The sequence below is a fragment of the Streptomyces hokutonensis genome (assembly GCF_042751305.1).
In the GTDB taxonomy this organism is placed as follows: domain Bacteria; phylum Actinomycetota; class Actinomycetes; order Streptomycetales; family Streptomycetaceae; genus Streptomyces; species Streptomyces hokutonensis_A.
Window position 1 is genome coordinate 1 of the sequence record NZ_JBHYWD010000016.1, and the last position, 14,122, is coordinate 14,122.

At 70.7% G+C, this 14,122-nt stretch carries 14 protein-coding genes; 2 read left to right on the forward strand and 12 right to left on the reverse strand.

The window, feature by feature from the left end; translation table 11 throughout:
* Window positions 1–809: 809 nt before the first annotated feature.
* Window positions 810–1,490 (reverse strand): DUF2637 domain-containing protein, encoded by a 681-nt coding sequence (locus ACFXC1_RS34115; protein ID WP_381250210.1) that lies wholly within the window; start codon window positions 1,488–1,490, stop codon window positions 810–812.
* Window positions 1,491–1,726: 236 nt separating this feature from the next.
* Here ACFXC1_RS34115 and ACFXC1_RS34120 point away from each other — a divergent pair, with 236 nt between their 5' ends.
* On the forward strand, window positions 1,727–2,473 hold the full coding sequence (locus ACFXC1_RS34120; RefSeq protein WP_381250664.1) for an IclR family transcriptional regulator: 747 nt from the start codon (window positions 1,727–1,729) through the stop codon (window positions 2,471–2,473).
* A gap of 1 nt (window position 2,474) precedes the next feature.
* Here ACFXC1_RS34120 and ACFXC1_RS34125 read toward each other — a convergent pair whose 3' ends face one another.
* The 4 genes from ACFXC1_RS34125 to ACFXC1_RS34140 all read right to left on the reverse strand — a co-directional run bounded on the left by ACFXC1_RS34125 (window position 2,475) and on the right by ACFXC1_RS34140 (window position 5,516).
* Complete coding sequence (locus ACFXC1_RS34125; RefSeq protein WP_381250212.1) at window positions 2,475–3,605, reverse strand: aromatic ring-hydroxylating oxygenase subunit alpha; 1,131 nt, start codon at window positions 3,603–3,605, stop codon at window positions 2,475–2,477.
* A 77-nt stretch (window positions 3,606–3,682) separates the two neighbouring features.
* Complete coding sequence (locus ACFXC1_RS34130; protein ID WP_381250214.1) at window positions 3,683–4,852, reverse strand: NAD(P)/FAD-dependent oxidoreductase; 1,170 nt, start codon at window positions 4,850–4,852, stop codon at window positions 3,683–3,685.
* The gene (locus ACFXC1_RS34135; protein ID WP_019069625.1) at window positions 4,849–5,211 is read right to left on the reverse strand and encodes a bifunctional 3-phenylpropionate/cinnamic acid dioxygenase ferredoxin subunit; all 363 of its coding nucleotides are present in this window, start codon (window positions 5,209–5,211) and stop codon (window positions 4,849–4,851) included. The genes ACFXC1_RS34130 and ACFXC1_RS34135 overlap by 4 nt, the downstream gene beginning before the upstream one ends.
* A 173-nt stretch (window positions 5,212–5,384) precedes the next feature.
* Complete coding sequence (locus ACFXC1_RS34140) at window positions 5,385–5,516, reverse strand: hypothetical protein (RefSeq protein WP_381250217.1); 132 nt, start codon at window positions 5,514–5,516, stop codon at window positions 5,385–5,387.
* 193 nt (window positions 5,517–5,709) lie between these two features.
* Between ACFXC1_RS34140 and ACFXC1_RS34145 the strand changes: the two genes are divergently transcribed.
* Complete coding sequence (locus ACFXC1_RS34145) at window positions 5,710–6,444, forward strand: phosphatase PAP2 family protein (RefSeq protein WP_381250220.1); 735 nt, start codon at window positions 5,710–5,712, stop codon at window positions 6,442–6,444.
* A 12-nt stretch (window positions 6,445–6,456) separates the two neighbouring features.
* On the opposite strand, the gene ACFXC1_RS34150 is transcribed toward ACFXC1_RS34145, so the two are convergent.
* Genes ACFXC1_RS34150 through ACFXC1_RS34180 form a run of 7 tightly spaced genes read right to left on the reverse strand, consistent with a single transcriptional unit; the run spans window position 6,457 to window position 14,117 of the window.
* Window positions 6,457–7,788: a glutamate-1-semialdehyde 2,1-aminomutase gene (locus ACFXC1_RS34150; protein WP_381250223.1), complete on the reverse strand. Its 1,332-nt coding sequence runs from the start codon at window positions 7,786–7,788 to the stop codon at window positions 6,457–6,459.
* Window positions 7,789–7,795: 7 nt separating this feature from the next.
* A complete protein-coding gene (gene rfbC / locus ACFXC1_RS34155) occupies window positions 7,796–8,347 on the reverse strand; it encodes a dTDP-4-dehydrorhamnose 3,5-epimerase (RefSeq protein ID WP_381250226.1) in 552 nt (183 codons plus the stop codon).
* On the reverse strand, window positions 8,344–9,576 hold the full coding sequence (locus ACFXC1_RS34160) for a polysaccharide pyruvyl transferase family protein (protein WP_381250229.1): 1,233 nt from the start codon (window positions 9,574–9,576) through the stop codon (window positions 8,344–8,346). Before ACFXC1_RS34160 ends, rfbC begins: the two co-directional genes overlap by 4 nt.
* Window positions 9,573–10,520 carry a glycosyltransferase family 2 protein gene (locus ACFXC1_RS34165; RefSeq protein WP_381250232.1) on the reverse strand — a complete coding sequence of 316 codons (948 nt, stop codon included), beginning with the start codon at window positions 10,518–10,520 and terminating at the stop codon, window positions 9,573–9,575. Before ACFXC1_RS34165 ends, ACFXC1_RS34160 begins: the two co-directional genes overlap by 4 nt.
* The gene (locus ACFXC1_RS34170) at window positions 10,517–11,824 is read right to left on the reverse strand and encodes an MATE family efflux transporter (protein WP_381250235.1); all 1,308 of its coding nucleotides are present in this window, start codon (window positions 11,822–11,824) and stop codon (window positions 10,517–10,519) included. Before ACFXC1_RS34170 ends, ACFXC1_RS34165 begins: the two co-directional genes overlap by 4 nt.
* Window positions 11,821–13,095, reverse strand: coding sequence for a DUF4910 domain-containing protein (locus ACFXC1_RS34175; protein ID WP_381250237.1), 1,275 nt, complete (start codon window positions 13,093–13,095; stop codon window positions 11,821–11,823). Before ACFXC1_RS34175 ends, ACFXC1_RS34170 begins: the two co-directional genes overlap by 4 nt.
* Entirely contained in the window at window positions 13,092–14,117 is a 1,026-nt protein-coding gene (locus ACFXC1_RS34180; RefSeq protein WP_381250240.1) for an NAD-dependent epimerase/dehydratase family protein, read from the reverse strand. The genes ACFXC1_RS34175 and ACFXC1_RS34180 overlap by 4 nt, the downstream gene beginning before the upstream one ends.
* Window positions 14,118–14,122: the final 5 nt, after the last annotated feature.

A 14,122-nucleotide genomic window follows, 5' to 3' on the forward strand; every position in this document is an offset into this window, starting at 1 on the left:
CCGCGCCCCCCTCCCCGCCGCCCCCCGCCCCCCGCCCCACGCGCGCGGGAGGGCGCCCCCCGGTGTTCTCCCGAGAGCCCCCCGGCTCGCACCCCCGCTCGGAGACACGTCCGAAGGTCCCTGGTCAGAGCGACGCCCAGGCCACGTATCCCCTCTCGACTGACGGGGACCGAAGCCAAGGCGATATTCCGTGGTCGGCGGGCCTCTGCGCCGTGCCCCGACTGCTGCCTGGGTGAGCCGGGCCGCGTTGGTCCGTGCGAGTCAGCGCACTTGGTAGCAGGAGCCACCGGCTGTGCGGCCGGCGCTGTGCGCGCCGATGTGCTGCGCCGCCTCGGTTCGGGCACGTCCAGTCCGGGACACCGCGTCGTGGACCACCCCTCGGGAGATCAGGGTGTACCGGACCTGGGTGGCGCGGATGTCCTTTACTGGCACCTTGGTGATGTCCCGGTCGAGGATGATGAGATCGGTTCGTTGGCCCGGTCGGACGGTTCCCGAGCCGGCGTCGTGCAGCTGGCGCCGCGCCCGCGGTGTGCATGAACAACGACTGAGTGCGGGTCAACGCTTCGCGGGCGAATCTTTCCCCCGGCGGACAGGCCACGATCATAGTCACGGTCCATTGCGGGAACCTGCCCGAACGCTCAGGCTGGCCCCAAGGGTTCAGAGTGTTCGCCTGACGCATGCAACATGGCGCCCCTGGTGTTCCGCGCGCCGCACCATCCTGCTCGTCCACGCACTGACGGAGCGTCGGAAGTACTGTGCCCCGCGCACACGAGGCTGGCCCCATGCCGTGGTCTCCCGATGTCGCACCGTCAGCCAGATCCCTCCGTCACGTCGCGAGATCCATCAGCGCGCCCGAAACCACCCCGGCGCATCCGGACAAGAGCAGTCAGCTGCCGCGACCGCACTGCGCCGACGCGCAGTTCCTTCCGTAAGGTCTCGGCAGAGATCGGCCGTTGCCGCACGGCCCGGTGCCGGGCATCAAGCACCAACGCTCTCGCCAACAAAGGGTCATCGCCCTGCGGACCGTCGTCCTCCCCCGAAATACCACCCTCGGAGAGATCCGCCATCTCACGATCCGGTCTGTGCACCAGAAGTTCAACCGACAGGAGCAAGGCCACCGGCGGCCACCCCGCAACAAGCACCGGCTTCCACTCCAAAGCCGGTGCCGCCGCGACGTTCGCGGCCAACGAGACCGCGATTCCCAGCAGAAAGGCGGTCCACACGGCACCCCGCGCTCGCCGTGTCCGCAAGCCCGAGGGTTTCAACAGTCCCACCGTCGCCAAGAGCAGTAGCCCGTCGACCGACAGCGGCCACAACGAGGCGCTGACCGCGTCCGCTCCACCCTGGTGAGCGAACTCCCGCTGGTGCACGTACGAGGCGTATGCGGCCACCCCCGCCACAACCAGAGCGCACAGCGGTCGGATCCAGGCGTCGAGATCGAAGGCCCGACTCGTGACCGCACCCTCCCGCTGGGCATCGGCAGCGGTCATCCCGACCACCATCCACCGCCCGGACCCAGTGCACAATCAGTGCACATTTCCGCGGGAACTTCCGGGAACTCGCAGGTAGAAGCGGTGCGCCCTTCGACCCTCGAACCATCCGCTACCAGCCCAAAAGACCTGGTCAGAGTCCCCGCAGTAAACACCTTGTAGCGTACTACGCGTATAGTTTCGCTGTGAGCAACTACAGTCCAGATACTGAAACGACAGGTTCGCAGTCCGGCGGGGTGCAGTCCGTGGACCGCGCCATCAGCGTGCTGGAGATTCTCGCGCAGCGCGGCGAGGCCGGGGTCAGCGAGGTGGCCGGGGAGATCGACGTGCACAAGTCGACCGCGTTCCGGCTGCTCGGGGCGCTGGAGGCGCGCGGGCTGGTGGAGCAGGCGGGTGAGCGGGGCAAGTACCGGCTCGGGTTCGGGATCGTGCGGCTGGCCGGTGCGGTCACCGGGCGGATCGACATCACGCAGCAGGGCCGCCCGGTCTGCGAGCGTCTCGCCGAGGAGATCGGCGAGACGGTCAACATCGCGGTGATGCAGGAGCAGTACGCGATCAACCTGTACGAGGTCCGCGGCCCCGGCGCCGTCACCGCGCACAACTGGGTCGGTGAACTGACCCCGTTGCACGCCACCTCCAGCGGCAAGGTCCTGCTCGCGCACATGCCCGCCAAGGAGCGCGCCGCGCTGCTGTCGGAGGCCGGCCTGAAGAAGGTGACCCCGGGGACCATCACCTCGAAGACGAAGCTGGAGAAGAACCTCGCCGACGCCCGGGAGCGCGGATACGCCTGGACGCTGGAGGAGTTGGAGGTCGGGCTGCACGCCGTGGCCGCACCGGTGCGCAACCGGGACGGCGAGGTCATCGCGGCGGTGAGCGCCTCGGGACCGGCGTACCGGTTCACCGAGGAGCGGCTGCACGAACTCGCCCCGATCCTGGTCAAGGGCGCCGAGGAGATCAGCCACCGCATGGGCTACCTGGGCTGAGTCACCCCGCGTTGATCCCCAGGCGCTCGTTCACCCAGTCGTGGAACGCGCCGATGTGATGCTCGCTGGGCACCAGCACCCCGCCCTTGGCGTACATCCGTGAGCTCATCCCGGGCTGCGTGCGCTCGCAGGCCTCGAAGTCCTGGCGGTTGACCCGGTCGAAGAGTTCCACGGACCGGCTGACGTCCTTGCCGCTCTCGACGACGTGCGGGAGGTAGAGCCAGTCGCACTCGACGATCGTGCGGTCGACGGCCACCGGGTACATGCGGTGGAAGATCACGTGGTCGGGGACGAGGTTGATGAACACCTGCGGCTTGATGGTGATCGCGTAGTAGCGGCGGTCCTGGTCCTCGCTGACCCCGGGGATGCGGTCGAGCCCCTCCGAACCGTCAACCGTGAATCCCTGGACCTCCTCGCCGAACTCCGCGCCGTGGCCGACGTAGTACTGGGCGGCGTAGCCGTCGGCGAACTCCGGGAGTACTTCGGTGAGTTCGGGGTGGATCGTGGCGCAGTGGTAGCACTCCATGAAGTTCTCGATGATGAGCTTCCAGTTGGCCTTGACGTCGTAGACGATGCGCCGGCCCACCGAGAGGTGGTCGATGTCGTAGTGCTCCAGCGACTCCACGTCGCCGAGCCGGGTGACGACCTCGCTGATGACGTCCTCGTCGAACGACGGCGGGTTCTCTGCCAGGTTGACCCACACATAGCCGAGCCATTCGCGGACGGCGACGCTCACCAGTCCGAATTCGGTACGGCCGACGTCGGGCATCTTGGTGAGGTTGGGTGCCGCGACCAGCTTGCCGTTCAGGTCGTACGTCCAGGCGTGGTACGGGCACTGGAAAGCCCGCTTGACCTCGCCGGCCTCCTCCGTGCAGAGCTTGGCGCCGCGGTGCCGGCAGACGTTGAAGTAGGCGCGTATCGAGTTGTCGCGGGCGCGGGTGACGAGGATGCTCTCGCGGCCGACGTCCACGGTCCGGAAGGCGCCGGGTTTGGCCAGGTCGGAGGAGCGCACGACGCAGAACCACATCGTCTCGAAGATGCGTTCCTGTTCCTGGGCGAAGAGGGCCGGGTCCGTGTAGGAGGAGCCGGGCAGGGTGGCGATCAGGCTGTCCGGCAGGCTGGTCGAGGTCACAGTGCACTCCTCGGAGAACGTCGTGGGTCGGTCATTCACGCGCCGGGAAGAGCGACTCCGGACTGCGTAGGTACGGGTCAACTCGCGCTGGTGGCAAGCTGCTTGCGCCACCGCATGAACAGCCGCGGCTGGTCCATCGCGAGCACGGCGACCGGCTGCCCGGCACACCGGTAGACGGCGAGGAAGCTCCGGTCGCCCGGGGCGCCCTCCTCGACGGTCACACTGTCGGCACCGGCCGCGTGACCGGCGAACTGGATCTTCACGCCGTACTGGTCCGACCAGAAGTACGGCGGCCGGGGCACCCCCGGCTCCGCCGCCCCCCAGGACAGCAGCGCGGCAACGGCCGCGTCGGGCCGCTCCCGCGCACCGGTCCAGTGCTCGACCCGCCGGTGCGAACCCGCCCGCGGGTCGTACCAGTTGGCACAGTCTCCTACGGCGACCACGCCGGCGAGGCCGGTACGGCCGTCCGCACCGCACTTGACGCCGTTGTCGAGTTCGACGCCGGAGCCTTCGAGCCAGTCGACGCACGGGCGGGCGCCGACACCTACGACGACGATGTCCGCGGGGACGGTACGTCCGTCCTCCAGCAGCACCGCGTCGACACGGGTCTCCCCGCTCAGCCCTTTCACCCCGGCACCGCACAACAGCCGTACGCCGTGGGCCTCGTGGAGGGCGGAGACGATGCCGCCCATGGTCTCGCCGAGGGGGCCGGCGAGGGGGGTCGGTGCCGCTTCGATCACCGTCACGTCGAGTCCGAGGGCGTACGCGGTGGAGGCGACCTCGGCGCCGATGAAGCCGCCGCCGATCACCACCAGCCGTCCGCCCAGGGCGAGTTCGTCGCGCAGGGCGCGGGCGTCGTCCAGGGTGCGCAGGGTGTGCACGCCGGCCAGACCGTCCGTGCCCGGCAGGTTGCGCGCCACCGCGCCGGTCGCGAGGACGACCCCGTCGGCCCGGATCTCCCGGCCGTCCTCGAGGGTCAACACCCGTTCCGTGCCGTCGGCTTGGAGGGCGACGGCACGGACGCCGAGCAGCCACTCGGCGCGCAGGTCCTCGTCGTCCGACTCCAGCGCGAGATCGGCCTCGCCGAGGGTGCCGACCAGGAACTCCTTGGACAACGGCGGTCTGTCGTAGGGGCGATGGGGTTCGTCGCCGATGACGACGAGCCGTCCGTCGTAGCCCTGTTTCCGCAGTGAGCGTGCCGCCGACAGCCCGGCCAGCGAGGCGCCGACCACGGCCACGGTCCTCACGCGGGTCCGCCGGCGAGCCGGGACGCGACGCAGGGCGGCAGGTTCGGGGCGTCCGTGGACGGCACGACGTAGATCATGCCGTCCTGGACGAGCACCTCATGGGTACGCACCGGGCGCTTGGCCGGCGGGGCGTCGACCGCTCCGGTCCGCAGGTCGAACTTCGAGGCGTGCAGCGGGCATTCCACCTCGCAGCCCTCCAGCCAGCCGTCGGCGAGCGAGGCGTCCTGGTGAGTGCACGTGTCGTCGATGGCGAAGACCTCGCCGTCGTCGGTGTGGAACACCGAAACCGGCGGATCGATGTCGAGCCGGTAGGCCTCGCCTCGCGGCAGATCCACGAGAAGGCACGCGGGAATCATCATGACACCTCGGTGCGTATAGCGAAACGGATTGCGGTAAGCGCAACGTCAGTTTGAGGGCGCCCCCAAACCCTTGTCAAGGCATCCAGAGGACAGGTGAACCCCGGACTCGACGTTGCCTCTCACGCAACATGCCGCACTATAAGCAACTCCACGGACCGGCGCTCCCCAGTGGCTCAGCCCCCGTGGCCCGCGCGCAGGCGGGCCTCCCTGCGGGCGTGGGCGCGGCGGCCGAAGAGGCGCCAGAGGAGGCGGGCGGGGGCCGGGGCCTTGGCGAGGAGGGTGCGCTGTTCTTCGGGCGTCGCCACGGCCATCAGCGCGCTGAAGGCGCGCAGCAGGTGCTTCTCCTCCAGCTTCGCCAGGCTGATCTCGCCGAGTTCCTCCCACCGCCGTTGCCACCTGCCGGATTCCCGCGGCCGGGAACCTCCTCATCTGCGTGTCCTCGATGCCCAGGAGTTAGGGTGCTGATGGCTCACGAAGGGGACACGAGGGGGGCTCGCGTTGGATCGTGCGGCAGGAGAGGACCTGGAAGCCGGGCCGGGCGAGAGCGTGGCGCGTGCGGTGCTGCCCGCGTCGCTGGGGCCACGGCTCGGGCTGATCGGGGTGCTCGGCGCGCTGGTGGTCGTCGTGATCGGGGTGCTGTACTCCGGGCACAGTGCGCCCGGTGCGGTGGACCGGTGGATCTTCCCGCCGACGTCGGACAGTGTGCGGGCGCCGTGGCGCCAAGTCGCTCTGGTGCTGGACTTCTTGGGGGAACCCGTGGGGTCGGCGTTGGTGATCGTGGGCGGTGTCGTGGGCTGCCTGGTGGTCCGGCGTCCCCGTATGGCCGTGCTCGTCGTCGCCGGGGCCGGGGTGACCGTGGGGACGACCACGGTGCTCAAGCATGTGGTGGGGCGGACCATCCACGGGCCCGGCAACCTGTCGTATCCGAGCGGGCACACCGCTTTCGCCACCGCGCTCGCGCTCATGGCGGCGCTGCTGGCGACGGACCGGCTCGGCCTCGGGAGGGCGGCCGGTACGTCACTCGTGCTCGGGGCGGGGCTGGTGGCGGGCGTGATCATGGGGTGGGCGGAGGTCGGGCTGGGCGCGCACTACCCGACCGACGCCCTCGGCGGCTGGTGCACCGCGCTGGCGGTGGTTCCGGCGACCGCGTGGCTGGTCGACCGGGCGGCCGACCGGCTGGGTGACCGGCCGTCCCGCAGGACGGCCGACGCCGGTCGGCGCGAGCGCCCCTGACGTCACGTCACCTCACGCCAGGCGGCGGAACACCGGCTTCACCGGCCGCCCGGCCAGCCAGGGGGTGGGGTCGGCGGCGTCAAGTGCCTTGCGGTACACGGCGCATGCCTGGGCCACCACGTCGACGGTGCGGTCGATGTCCTCGTCGTCGAGCGCGCTGCTCACCACGAAGGACGGGGCGAGCACCCCGCCCGCGAGAAGCCGGCGCAGGAACAGGGTGCGGTACTGCTGCGACGGCTGCAGGTTCTCGTCGAGGGTGTTGAAGACCAGGTTGCTGGCCCGGCCCCGGACGACTACGTGGTCGCCCACGCCCATGGCCTCCGCGACGTCGCGGACACCGGCGGCCAGCCGCTCTCCGAGGGAGTGCAGCCGCGCGGTGATGCCCTCCTCGACGTAGGTCGCCTGCACGGCCATCGCGGCGGCCAGGGAGTGCGTCTCGGCGCCGTGCGTGGTGGACAGCAGGAACACCCGGTCGCGGTCGCCCGAGTCGCGCAGCCCGCCGCGCTCCATCAGGTCGCGGCGCCCCGCCAGCGCGGAGACGGCGAATCCGTTGCCCAGCGCCTTGCCGAACGTGGAGAGGTCGGGGACGACGCCGTAGAGGCCCTGGGCGCCCGACTCGGACCAGCGGAAGCCGGTGATCATCTCGTCGAAGATCAGGACGCAGCCGTGCCGGTCGGCCAGTTGGCGGAGGCCGGCGAGGTAGCCGGGCGGGGGCTCGGTGTGGGTGGCGGGTTCGAGGATCAGGCAGGCGATCTCGTCCGGGTAGCGGGTGAACAGCTCCTCCGTGGCGGCCAGGTCGCCGTAGGGGAAGGACGCGATGAGTTCGGTGGTCGTGGACGGGATGCCGGCGGACATCGGCGTCGTGCCGATGAACCAGTCGTCGACGGAGAAGAACGGGTGGTCGGAGCAGAGGGCCACCCGTGAGCGGCCGGTGACGGCGCGGGCGAGGCGGACCGCGGCGGAGGTGGCGTCGGAGCCGTTCTTCGCGAACTTCACCATCTCGGCGGTCGGCACGGTGGCGAGGAAGCGTTCGGCGGCCTCGACCTCCACGATGGACGGCCGGACGAAGTTGCTGCCGCGGCCGAGTTCGCGCCGTACCGCCTCGATCACGCGCGGGTGGGCGTGGCCGAGGCTGACCGACCGCAGGCCGGAGCCGTACTCGATGTAGCGGTTGCCGTCGACGTCCCACACGTGGGCACCGCTGCCGTGGCTGATGACCGGGGCCAGGTTCTCGGGGTACTGGTCGTCGCCCTTGGCGTAGGTGTGAGCGCCCCCGGGGATCAACGCGTGCAGCCGCTCATTGGCTGTCCGCGACAGGGGCAGGTCAAGCACTTCGGTGTCCACGAGGACCTCAACTTTCTCTGTGCTTCAGGACCTCGGCGAGGCTCGGCGCCTCGCGGTCCCGCTGGGACATCAGTGCAACCGGCAGCGGCCAGGGAATGGCCAGCTCCGGGTCGTCGAAGGCGATGGTCACGTCCTCCGACGGATCGTGCGGGCGGTCGATCCGGTACGAAGTGTCGGCGGTGTCGGTCAGTGCTTGAAAACCGTGCCCGCAGCCCGCGGGAATGTAAAGAGTTGGTTGTGATTCTCCTGTGAGTTCAAAGGAAGTCCAATTGCGATACGTCGGCGAATCCGGCCGCAGGTCCACGACGACGTCGAAGATCCGCCCGTACGAGCAGCGCACCAACTTGGCCTCGCCGGCGCCGGATCGCAGGTGCAGGCCGCGCACCACGCCCCGGACCGAGCGGGACAGGCTGTCCTGGACGAAGGCGTCCGGGTCGATCCCCACCGAGCGGACCACGTCGGCGTCGAACGTGCGGCAGAAGAAGCCGCGTTCGTCGGTGTACGGCGTCGGCTCGAAGAGGAACGCGCCGGCTATCTCCGGGACTTCGGTGACTTTCATGGAGACTCCTGGCGGGCGTGGGTGTGGTGGGTCGCGGGGAACACGGCCGCGGTCAACGAGCTGAACTGGTCCTGCAGTTGGCGGGCGGCGGCCTCGTTCCGCTCGGTGAGGGTCTGGCGCAGCTCGGGCGCTCGCTTCTCCAGCGCCCGGAATTGCTCCAGCAACCGGTCGGCGTCGACCTCGCGCGCCGGGTGGCAGTACGCGCCGAGGCCCATCCGCTCCATGAGCGCGTCGCTCTTGGCCGCGTAGCTGAGCGCGAGCACCGGTGTGCCGGTCTTCAGCGCGCAGATCAGGTTGTGGTACCTGACCGCCACCACGGTGTCGGCGGCCGTCATCTCCCTCATCAGGTCGTCCAGGGAGGTCGGTTCGGCGGCCGTCACCAGTGGTGAGTCGACCGCTTCGAGGATCGCGGCGACCACCGTGGCGTCGCAGCGGTCGCCGGTGAGCAGCCGGACCGGCCGGCCCTCCTCGACCAGGGTGCGGACGAACCGGATCGTCCCGTCGAGATAGCGCCCGTAGATCTCGTCGGCGCGGGCGCGGTCGTCGTTGCCGCCGTGGAAGTCCATGACGCCGACGCAGACCGTGCCCGGCGTGTCCGAGGGCGCGCTCGACTGCGGGGCCGGCAGGGAGAAGGCGAGGTCCGGGTAGACCTCGTCGCGCGCGGTGTCCACGCCCATCGCCCGCATCGCGTCCCGGGACTGGGCGTCCCGATAGGAGCGGTAGGCGGCCAGCCGCCCCGACCAGCGGACCAGGGCGCGGGTGGGCCGGTTGCGGATCTCGGCGGCGCCGACGCTGACCAGCGCGACCCGGGTGCCCGTCAGGCGGCCGCTCGCGCAGAGCAGGAAGAGAGAGTACGGGAAGCCCCACGGACGCAGGGGCAGCGTCGCTTCCAGGACGCCCATGCCCGGCACGATCACCACGTCGTGGCGGCGCACCCAGGCGGCGGTGCGGAAGATGTCGACGAACTTGCCCAACCCCTTCGCCGCGATCGACCCCAGGCGGGACGCGGTGCGGTACTCGGCGCGGTTCCAGTGCATCCGGGTGGCGGGGATCCCGAACCGGGCGGTCACGGCCTCGGGCCCGCCGCACAGGGCGTCCACGATCGCGTCCGGGTGGTCGGCGCGGAGGTAGCCGAGGACGGCTTCGAGCGATCCGTCGTTGCCGAGGTTGCCGGAGCCGAGCAGGCCGAACACCCCGACGCGCACCGGCAGTTCGGGCACGGACGTCATGCGTGCCTCCCTTCGCGGCCGGCGACGAGTGCGTCCACGGAGACCGTGAGCTGGGCCGGGTCGACCGGGGCGCGGTCCTCGACCCGCTCGCCGGCGCCCGGGCGGACCCGGCTGGTCATCCAGGAAGCGAGGTGGCGGTAGCAGGCGCGCCGGTCGGCCGGGGACAGCGGTGCCCGTCGGATCGCGGAGGCGAAGCCCCAGATGTACTCGGCGAGCAGCCGGGGCGTCGGGTGCAGTGCGCCCGCCCGGCGCGGGTCGAGGTTGACGCAGCGGGCGCGCTTGGAGGGGTTGGCGCGTTCGGCGCGGGTGGGGTGGTCGCGGCGGAAGTAGAGGAGTTCCGGGACCTGGTGGAAGCGTCCGTGCAGGGTGATCTCGGCGACGAAGGTGCGGTCCGCGTGGTGGTAGCTGTCCATCGGTTTCACCCGGCGCAGCATGTCGGCGCGCATCACGCCGTAGAAGTCGTCGCCGCCCGGCTCGAACAGCAGACTGCGGAAGCGCTCCGGCGCGCTCGGGGATCCGGTGGCGAGCGTGTACTCGTACGGGACCGTCACCTGGCCGTCGCCGTCGATCACCGCCTGGTCGGTGTGGGCGAGGATGACGTCCGGCCGCTCGTCCAGGGCCTCGATGCAGCGCGTCAGCAGGTCGCGGCCGTAGAGGTCGTCGTGCGAGGCCCACTTGAAGAGTTCGCCGCGGGACTCGGCGAAGACGTGGTTGTGGTTCGGGGTGGCGCCGATGTTGCGGGGCAGCCGGATGTACCGGATGCGGGAGTCCTGGGCGGCATACTTGCGGCAGATGGCCTCGGTGCCGTCGGTGGAGGCGTTGTCGGAGACGACCAGTTCGAAGTCCTCGTAGGTCTGGCCGAGGAGGGCGTCGAACGACTCGGCCAGGTACTCCTCGCCGTTGTACACGGGCAGGCCGATGCTCAGCCGCGGTCGGTCGGTCATGAGGTCCTCACTTCGGGGATGGTTTCGCGGTGGTGCTCGCGCAGGGCGGAGCGCAGTTGCAGCCACCACACGGCCGAGCCGCTGATGGTCGCGGCGGCGACGCCCCAGGCCGAGCCCGCTGTGCCGCCGAGGGCCGCTCCGCCGAGTCCGCCGCTGACGTAGCAGGCGGAGGCGAAGAGCTGGCAGCGCAGGCTGCGGCGGGCGGCGCCGAGTGCGCGGAGTCCGGCGGCGGCGCCGGTGCCGAGGCCCGCTCCGGCGACGCTGAGGGTGATCTGCACGATGAGGTGCGAGGAGGAGTGCCAGACGTCACCGAGCGCCAACTCGCCCAGCCTGCCCGGCATCAGCAGCAGCGCCGAGCCCCAGAGCAGGGCTCCGGTGGCCTGTCCCCCGCCGAGGTAGAGGCAGAACCTGCCCAGTCGGTGCGGGGCCTGTCGCAGCACGCGGGCCGCCTCGGGGACGGTGACCAGCGAGAGCCCCATGAGTACGGCGAGGAAGGGGCCGAGGAGGAGTTCGGCGCCGCGCACCGCGCCGACCGCGCTCACTCCGACGATCACGCCGAGGCCGTACGCCCGGAGTTGGCTCGCGCCGCTGAGGCTGACGTTCTCGACCAGGTACCGGTAGCCGAGGTCGCGCTGTTCGCGCAGCCAGCCGCGGGCCTGGGCCGGCCGGGGCCGGATGCCGGACTGGACGCAGCCGTATCCGGCCGCGACCGTGGCGGACGCGCCCCAGGCGAGCACGAAGGCTGCCACGGTGTCGACATGGGCCGCCACCACCATGGCGGGGATCAGCGCGATGCCCCACACGATGTCGTTGACGAACGCCTTCCGCCCGTCGCCCGCGGCGAAGAACGAGAACCGCCAGGCGTCCTGGAGCAGCAGTCCCGGCATCATGAGGCCGAGGGCGGCGAAGGCGGGCCCGACCCGGCCGCCGAGGCCGAGTCCGGCCGCCAGGCAGAGCACTCCGAGGGCCGTGCCGACGCCGAGCGCGGTGCCCGTCGAGCGGGCCACCGCCCCGCGCCAGGACGCCTGGGGCACTCCGCTGAAGCGGACCACGAGCGGGTCGGTGGCCAGGCCCCGCGAGACGTTGAGCACCACGCCGTAGGTCACCCAGGCGAGGCTGAACACGCCGAACGCGGTCACCCCCAGCGAGCGGGCGACGTAGATGCCCACCGCGAAGTTGCTGATGCTGGAGGCCGCCTGGTCGGCCAGTCCCCAGGAGAGCCGGCCGACGAGGGCCCGTTTGGCGGACCGGGCGGGTCTGTCGGTCGTCTGGGGGTTCTCCCCGTCGGTGGTCATCGGTGTCATGTCTTGATCAGTCCGGCCTCGTGCAGGGCGTCGGCCGCTCCGGCGACGCTGTCGAACGGCAGCCCGGACCGCTCGGCGACGTCCAGCAGACTGTGCTCGCCATCGGAGAGGTTGAGTACCCAGAGCATGGCCATCTGTGCCTGCTTGGTGTCGCTGCGGCCGCCGAGCGCGTCGTACAGCCCGCGCCGGCCGAGCTGGGGTTCGCCGCAGGGGCTGAGGTTGAGATAGCGCCGGTTGCGGTCGAGAACGGCGAACGCCTCGCGGCAGACGGCGAGGGTGTCGGCCATCGCCTCCGGGGAGACGAAGTCCGGGTTGTCCGCCGAGGTGTGGTACTCGGGGTAGCCCGCGTACGGGGTCCGGCTGAGCGAGCCCACGCCGAGGTTGAACCCGGGTGAGCAGTACTGCCGCTCGTCGTAGCCGTAGGGCGTGAACTCGTTGATGTGGTGCGGGCGTTCGGACGCGGCCAGTACGTGTTGCAGCACGCGGTCGATCTCCGCGTCGCCGCGTCGGCTTTGCTTGTACGTCAGTTGGCCCGTGTCTCCGGCGCAGGCAAGCACGAGCCCGTGCTTGACCCGCTCGACGCGTTCCGCGTTGCGGGCCAGCCAGGTAATCGCCCCGATGGTGCCGGGGGCGTAGATGAACCGGTAGGTGTAGTACGGCGTTTGCCGGGCCAGCGCGCGGGCCAGGAAGGTCGCGACCGCGATGCCTGCCAGGTTGTCGTTGGCCAGCGAGGGGTGGCAGGTGTGGCAGGAGACGATGACCTCGTCGGCCACCTGCCCGGGGACCACGTGCTCGGCGTAGGTGAGGTGGCCGTCCGCGAGGGTGGAGTCGATCCGCACCTCGTACTCGCCGTCGGGCAGCGCGTCCAGGGTCTCCTGGGCCAGGCAGAAACCCCACTCCGGCTTGTAGTAACTCGTGCGGTACGGCACCCAGTTCGGGTGCTCCGGCAGCGTGTGCAGGTGTTCGCGCAGCTCGGAGAGCGGCATGGTCCTCGACACCGGAACGCTGTAGCCGAGCACGTGCAGGCTGGACTCGGCGAAGTCGACGACCCGCCGGCCGGTGGCGTCGGCGATGTACGCGTCCCGGATGTTCCACTCCTGTGGAACGGTCCAGTCGAGCACCTGCGTCCCGGTCGGCACCTCGTGCACCTGCAAGGGGACGTACTCGCCGACGATGTCCAGGGTGGCGCGCACGCCGTCGCCGGTGATGCTCCGGCAGAGCGGGTAGAGCCGCTCCACCAGTGCGTGCATCTCCTCGCCGACCGATGTCATCGGCGCCACCGCAGGGTGTCGTCGACGGTGCCGGCCTCGGAGGCCGCCTTGAGCACCGCGAGGCGGGTGAAGCGCTGCTCGAAGTCCTCCCGGGTCAGGTCGAACTTCCGGTAGGCATCGGCGAGTTCGAGGGCGCCCTGCTTCACCGTCCACTCGCAGTCGAAGTCGGGGATGGCGTTGCGGAAGCGGGAGAAGTCCACCCGGTACGAGCGCGGGTCGGCGCCGTTCTCGCCGGTGATCACCACCTTCGCGCCGGACACCGCCTCGGCGACCTGCTCGGCGATCTCGGCGACGGTGACGTTGTTGATCTCGCTGCCGATGTTGAACGCCCGGTCGTGGACCGCCTCGCGCGGTGCGGTGAGCGCGGCCGTGAAGGCGCGCGCGATGTCGGCCGCGTGCACCAGCGGGCGCCAGGGGGTGCCGTCGGAGAGGACAAGGACCTCGCCGGACAACAGGGCATGCCCCACCAGGTTGTTCAGCACGATGTCGGCGCGCAGCCTGGGCGAGTAGCCGAAGGCGGTGGCGTTGCGCATGAACACCGGGGTGAAGTCGTCGTCGGCCAGCGCGTGCACGTCGTCCTCGACCCGCACCTTCGACTCCGCGTACGGCGTCACCGGGCGCAGCGGGGCGTCCTCGGTGACCAGATCGTCGCCACCGGAGGCGCCGTAGACGGAGCACGTAGACGCGTACAGGAAGCGCCCGACTCCCGCGTCACGAGCCAGCTTCGCCAGCCGTACGGAGGCGTGGTGGTTGATGTCGTAGGTGAGTTCCGGCGCCAGCGAGCCGAGCGGGTCGTTGGACAGCGCGGCCAGGTGGATCACCGCGTCGAACCCGGCCACGTGCTCCGCGGTGAGGTCGCGCAGGTCCACCCGCACGCCGGGCGGGTCGGCGGGCTGCGGGCCGAGGACGGAGTCGGCGAACAGGCCGGAGTCGAGGCCGACGACCTCGTGTCCTGCGGCGGTGAGGACGGGTGCCATCACGGTGCCCAGATATCCCTGGTGTCCGGTCAGAAGTACGCGCAAGGTGT

Coding starts and splice junctions, on each gene's coding strand:
- ACFXC1_RS34115 (WP_381250210.1), bottom strand. CDS start 1,490: ATGACCGCTGCCGATGCCCAGCGGGAGGGTGCGGTCACGAGTCGGGCC.
- ACFXC1_RS34135 (WP_019069625.1), bottom strand. CDS start 5,211: ATGATGATTCCCGCGTGCCTTCTCGTGGATCTGCCGCGAGGCGAGGCC.
- rfbC (WP_381250226.1), bottom strand. CDS start 8,347: ATGAAAGTCACCGAAGTCCCGGAGATAGCCGGCGCGTTCCTCTTCGAG.
- ACFXC1_RS34160 (WP_381250229.1), bottom strand. CDS start 9,576: ATGACGTCCGTGCCCGAACTGCCGGTGCGCGTCGGGGTGTTCGGCCTG.
- ACFXC1_RS34165 (WP_381250232.1), bottom strand. CDS start 10,520: ATGACCGACCGACCGCGGCTGAGCATCGGCCTGCCCGTGTACAACGGC.
- ACFXC1_RS34170 (WP_381250235.1), bottom strand. CDS start 11,824: ATGACACCGATGACCACCGACGGGGAGAACCCCCAGACGACCGACAGA.
- ACFXC1_RS34175 (WP_381250237.1), bottom strand. CDS start 13,095: ATGACATCGGTCGGCGAGGAGATGCACGCACTGGTGGAGCGGCTCTAC.